This is a genomic window from Mycobacterium colombiense, from assembly GCF_003284975.1.
In the GTDB taxonomy this organism is placed as follows: Bacteria; Actinomycetota; Actinomycetes; order Mycobacteriales; family Mycobacteriaceae; genus Mycobacterium; species Mycobacterium europaeum_A.
Map to the genome: position 1 here is coordinate 1 of NZ_QMEU01000198.1, position 3,437 is coordinate 3,437.

The 3,437-nt window shown below is 69.7% G+C and carries 4 protein-coding genes and 1 pseudogene; 1 reads left to right on the forward strand and 4 read right to left on the reverse strand.

From position 1 onward, the window contains the following. A pseudogene (locus tag DQP58_RS27700) lies at positions 1-116 on the forward strand (Rv3235 family protein); the annotation flags it as partial. Positions 117-152: 36 nt separating this feature from the next. On the opposite strand, the gene DQP58_RS26200 reads toward DQP58_RS27700, so the two are convergent. The 4 genes from DQP58_RS26200 to DQP58_RS26215 form a co-directional block, all read right to left on the reverse strand. After that, entirely contained in the window at positions 153-1,307 is a 1,155-nt protein-coding gene (locus tag DQP58_RS26200) for a cation:proton antiporter (protein WP_112710944.1), read from the reverse strand. Between the two features lie 4 nt (positions 1,308-1,311). Beyond that, entirely contained in the window at positions 1,312-1,794 is a 483-nt protein-coding gene (locus tag DQP58_RS26205) for a cation:proton antiporter regulatory subunit (protein ID WP_112710945.1), read from the reverse strand. 67 nt (positions 1,795-1,861) lie between these two features. Then, complete coding sequence (gene mddA / locus DQP58_RS26210; RefSeq protein WP_205869552.1) at positions 1,862-2,626, reverse strand: methanethiol S-methyltransferase; 765 nt, start codon at positions 2,624-2,626, stop codon at positions 1,862-1,864. Between the two features lie 48 nt (positions 2,627-2,674). Then, on the reverse strand, positions 2,675-3,437 hold a 763-nt coding region (locus DQP58_RS26215), incomplete at its 5' end, for an HD domain-containing phosphohydrolase (RefSeq protein ID WP_114149376.1).

Genomic DNA, 3,437 nt, shown 5'->3' on the forward strand with positions numbered 1-3,437 from the left:
AGGTCTTCGGCTCCTACAGCCGCGGCAACCGGATCCATGCCATCGCCTGCCGCGTCGAACAGGTCAGCGCGGCGGGAAGCACCCGGTGGATGGTGGTGGCCCTGCACATCGGCTGACGGATGGGCTAACCGGAGGGGCCGACCGGGCCGGGGTCAGGCCGGTGCTGCGCCGGCCGGCCGCGGGCCCCCGACGTAGCGGGTGAGCACCGGCCCCACGATCGCCATGATGAACACGTAGGACGTCGCCAGCGCGGCGACCGCTGGCAGCGACTTGCCGGCCAAACCGATGATGATCAGCGAGAATTCGCCCCGGGCGATCAGCGCGGTGCCCGCGCGCAGCTGCCCGCGCCGCGCCACCCCGTCGTGCCGGGCCGCGAACACCCCGGTGGCCACCTTGGTCGCCGCGCTCACCACGGCCAGGATCAGCGCCGCCGGAAGCATCGGAACCAACTCGTGCGGGTCCACCGAGAACCCGATGGCAAGGAAGAAGATGGCGGCGAACAGATCCCGGAGCGGGCCCAGCACCTGGCGGGCCCGCTCGGCCGTCTCGCCGGTCAGGGTCAGGCCCACCAAAAACGCGCCGACGGCGGCCGAGGCGTGCAGGGACTCGGCCACGGCCGCCACGATCAGGGTGATGCCCAGCACCCGCAGCATGAGCTGTTCGGAGTCCGGGTGCTCCACCAGCCGGTCGACGTGGTGACCCCACCGGTAGGACGCGGCGAACGCGGCCACCAGGGCGCCCACCGCCACGACCATGCCGCCGACGGCGTGCAGCCACCCGCCGCCGGATGCCAGGACCGCGAACAGCGGAAGGTAGGCGGCCATCGCGAAATCCTCGAGCACCAGCACCGACAGCACGGCCGGCGTCTCCCGGTTGCCGAGCCGGTGCAGGTCCTCGAGCAGCCGCGCGATGACGCCCGACGAGGAGATGTAGGTGACGCCGGCCAGGCACAGAATCGCCACGCCGTCGAGCCCCAGCAGCCAGCCGGCGATCGCGCCGGGCGCGGCGTTGAGGACGATGTCGACGGCCGCCGACGGCAGATGGTGGCGCATGCTGGCAGAGAATTCGGCCGCCGAAAACTCGCAGCCCAGGGTCAGCAGCAGCAACACGACGCCGATGGGCGCGCTGGTCGTGATGAACTGCCCGCCGGCGGCCACCGGCAGGATGCCGCCGTTGCCCAGCGCCAGGCCGGCCAGCAGGTACACCGGGATGGGCGACAACGCGAATCGGCGTGCGGCGGCGCCCAATACGGCCAGGGTGGCCAGGAGGGCGCCGAGTTGGAGCAGCAGCGTCCCCGAAATCTGCACCGGCTCAGCCTTTGTCGATAATCTTCTCGACGCCCGCGATTCCGTCTTCGGTGCCGATGACTATCAGAACGTCTTGGACGTGCAGCATTTCGGAGGGCCCGGGTGAGGCGAGCACCTCCTCGTTGCGCACGATCGCCACGATGGATGCCCCGGTGCGGGTGCGGGCCCGGGTGTCGCCCAGCGGGTGATCGACGAACGGGCTGTCGGCCAGGATGTGGACCTGGCCCGTCTCGAGCCCGGGGATCTCGCGGGCCAGCTCGGTGAAACGTTCGGCGATCCGCGGCGCCCCCAGGATCTGGGCCACGGCTTCGGCCTCCTGGTCGCTGAGGTGCAGCAGCGGCCTGGCTTCGTCCGGGTCGTCGCGGGCATACACGACGACGTCGAAATCGCCGCTGCGCCGCGCGATGATGCCGATGCGGTCACCGTTGCGATCGGTGAACTCGTAGCGAAGACCGACCCCGGGGAGCAGCACCTCCTTGACGTCCATACCGTCAATCCTGACAGGTCGCGCGCCGCCGGTGTCGCCGGGCGCGGATCTTTTTGCCGCCCGAAAGTTAGTGCAGCTCGGCCGGTTGGGTGGGGCCACCGCGCGACCGGCGCCCCAGCGGCAGCAGCATTGGCACCTGTCGGCGGTAGTCGCGGTAGTCATCGCCCAGCGCGGCCACCAGGTCGCGCTCTTCGAATTGCGTGGCGATCAGGATGTAGCCCGTCATCACGATGGAGAAGAGCAGATGCCCGGCCGTCATGGTGGGCACCGCCCAGAACGCGATGACGAAGCCGAGCATCAGCGGGTGGCGCACCAGGCGGTAGAAGAACCGGACGCGGAAATCGAGATTGGTGTAAGGCTTTGCGCGCCACGCCAAATAGACCTGCCGGAGCCCGAACAGGTCGAAGTGGTTGATCATGAACGTCGACGCCAGTGCGATGGCCCAGCCGAGCCAGAACAGCGTCCACAGCGCCAGGCGCCCGGCTGGCAGCTCCACCTTCCAGATGACGGCCGGCATCGTCCGCCATTGCCAATACAGCAGCACCAGCACGACGTTGGACAGCATCACGTAGGTGCTGCGCTCTATCGACGGCGGCACCAGCCGCGTCCACCTCGTCTTGAAACCCGGCCGCGCCATGACGCTGTGCTGGAGGCCGAACACACCGAGCAGGATCATGTTGACCAACACCGCCTGGCCGACGGGCGCGGCGAGCCCGTGATCGACCGTCCGCGGCACCCAGAAGTTGCCCAGGAACGCGACGAGATAGAGAAATACGGCGAGAAAGAGCAGATAAGCGGCGGCGCCGTAGCCGACCGTCAGGTAGCGCTTCATTAGCTGATTGTGCGCCTCATCGGCCCGGAAGAACATGGGGCGATTGCCTCATGTTCCCGTGTGCACCAGCCCGTGCTGCAGGGCGTACATGCTGGCGCCGATGCGGTTGGACACGCCGATCTTGGCGTAGGTGCGCTCGACATGGTTGCGGGCGGTCTTCTCGCTGATCACCAGCGACGCCGCGATCTGCTTGTTCGACGCGCCGCGCGCGACCAGGCACAGGACTTCGATCTCGCGTGGGGTCAGCCCGTCCGGTCGCGGGGCCGGCCGTTGCGAGGGTTGTCCCGCCGCCTGCAGCACGGCCTCGACGGCGACCGGGTCGAGCGCGCCTGCCTGTGCCCGGCCCCGCAACCGGCGGGCGGCCGCGGCCGGCGATAGCTGTTCGCGATACGGCCTTGGCTCGCAGGCGGACTGGTAACAGACCGCGGCGGCCAGGATGCGGTCCGGCAGGCCAAGCGCGGTGGCGGCCAGGCCGCGCGGGTAGCCCGACCCGTCCAGGCATTCGTGGTGATTGCCGGCGACCTCCGCCAGCCGGGTGAGGCCGGGCACCTGGTTGAGGATGCGCACCGTCAGGTACGGATGCAGCCGCACCCGCTCGAACTCCGAGGCGCTCAACGGTCCCGGCCGCGACCAGATCTGGTTCGACACCCCGATGCGGCCCAGGTCGTGGACGTGGCCTGCGCGCCGGGTCAGCGCAACCGCGTCGCGGTCGAGGCCGGCGGCCTGCGCGGCCTGTCCGGCAAGCCGGGCCACGGCGCGCGAATGGCCAAGTGTGAATGGGCATTTCAGGTCGACGAAGTCGCCCAGCGCG

Bases quoted from the DNA above. Each gene is read 5' to 3' on its own strand.
- DQP58_RS26205 (WP_112710945.1), bottom strand. From the start codon at position 1,794: ATGGACGTCAAGGAGGTGCTGCTCCCCGGGGTCGGTCTTCGCTACGAG.
- mddA (WP_205869552.1), bottom strand. From the start codon at position 2,626: ATGAAGCGCTACCTGACGGTCGGCTACGGCGCCGCCGCTTATCTGCTC.